Consider the following 1,060-nt stretch of genomic DNA (forward strand, 5'->3'; position numbering starts at 1 on the left):
CCTCAAAGTAGCGCGTCTGCCAATTCCGCCACAACCGCATAAATTAGATGGTGCGGTCGAGAGGACTTGAACCTCCACGGTATTGCTACCACTAGCGCCTGAAGCTAGCGCGTCTGCCATTCCGCCACGACCGCAATATGGAATTCGGATACATTAGGTGGTGCCGAGGACCGGAATCGAACCGGTACGGTTGTTTCCAACCGGCGGATTTTAAGTCCGCTGCGTCTGCCAGTTCCGCCACCCCGGCAGTATCAAGAATGATCAAAAGTGGAGCGGGTGATGGGAATCGAACCCACGTGATCAGCTTGGAAGGCTGGAGCTCTACCATTGAGCTACACCCGCATAAGCAAAGTGGAGCTGGCGAGAGGAATTGAACCCCCAACCTGCTGATTACAAGTCAGCTGCTCTACCTATTGAGCTACACCAGCTTGATAATGGTGCCTCAGAGCGGAATCGAACCACTGACACGGGGATTTTCAGTCCCCTGCTCTACCGACTGAGCTACCGAGGCATCTAACAAGTTGTTATTATGACACGCGGAGCGTGCAATAATCAAAGTGGCGACCCGAAGGGGACTTGAACCCCTGACCTCCGCCGTGACAGGGCGGCATTCTAACCAACTAAACTACCGGGCCGAAAAAAATGGTGACCCACCACGGAATCGAACCGTGAACCTACTGATTAAGAGTCAGTTGCTCTGCCAGTTGAGCTAGTGAGTCATGATAGAAACCGCTTACGCGGTATACTGCAAGCGGCTTATTCACAGTGGTGGCTCACCCGGGATTCGAACCCGGGACACCCTGATTAAAAGTCAGGTGCTCTGCCAACTGAGCTAGTGAACCGCTATTTGGCTGGGGTAGTTGGACTCGAACCAACGAATGCGGGAGTCAAAGTCCCGTGCCTTAACCGACTTGGCTATACCCCAAACACCCCAGGGGATTTATGAAAATGGCTCCTCGAGCAGGATTCGAACCTGCGACAGCCTGATTAACAGTCAGGTGCTCTACCGACTGAGCTATCGAGGAGTAAAATCAGCGACTCCCTATCCTCCCGGGCCGTC

Annotated in this window: 10 tRNA genes; all 10 read right to left on the minus strand. The window is 53.6% G+C overall.

The features are described 5' to 3' along the window. Positions 1-48: 48 nt before the first annotated feature. Positions 49-134: transfer RNA gene (locus tag HMPREF1985_RS09115), tRNA-Leu, on the minus strand. A 24-nt stretch (positions 135-158) separates the two neighbouring features. Further along, positions 159-247 (minus strand) — tRNA-Leu (locus tag HMPREF1985_RS09120). A gap of 21 nt (positions 248-268) precedes the next feature. Beyond that, positions 269-342, minus strand: a tRNA-Gly gene (locus tag HMPREF1985_RS09125). Between the two features lie 10 nt (positions 343-352). Then, positions 353-428 (minus strand) — tRNA-Thr (locus HMPREF1985_RS09130). Between the two features lie 7 nt (positions 429-435). Continuing rightward, a tRNA-Phe gene (locus tag HMPREF1985_RS09135) sits at positions 436-511 on the minus strand. A 47-nt stretch (positions 512-558) separates the two neighbouring features. Continuing rightward, positions 559-635, minus strand: a tRNA-Asp gene (locus HMPREF1985_RS09140). An 8-nt stretch (positions 636-643) separates the two neighbouring features. Then, positions 644-719 (minus strand) — tRNA-Lys (locus HMPREF1985_RS09145). Positions 720-766: 47 nt separating this feature from the next. Further along, positions 767-842, minus strand: a tRNA-Lys gene (locus HMPREF1985_RS09150). 6 nt (positions 843-848) lie between these two features. Then, positions 849-925, minus strand: a tRNA-Gln gene (locus HMPREF1985_RS09155). A 24-nt stretch (positions 926-949) separates the two neighbouring features. Next, positions 950-1,025: transfer RNA gene (locus tag HMPREF1985_RS09160), tRNA-Asn, on the minus strand. Positions 1,026-1,060: the final 35 nt, after the last annotated feature.

It is taken from the genome of Mitsuokella sp. oral taxon 131 str. W9106, from assembly GCF_000469545.1.
Taxonomy (GTDB): domain Bacteria; phylum Bacillota; class Negativicutes; order Selenomonadales; family Selenomonadaceae; genus AWVT01.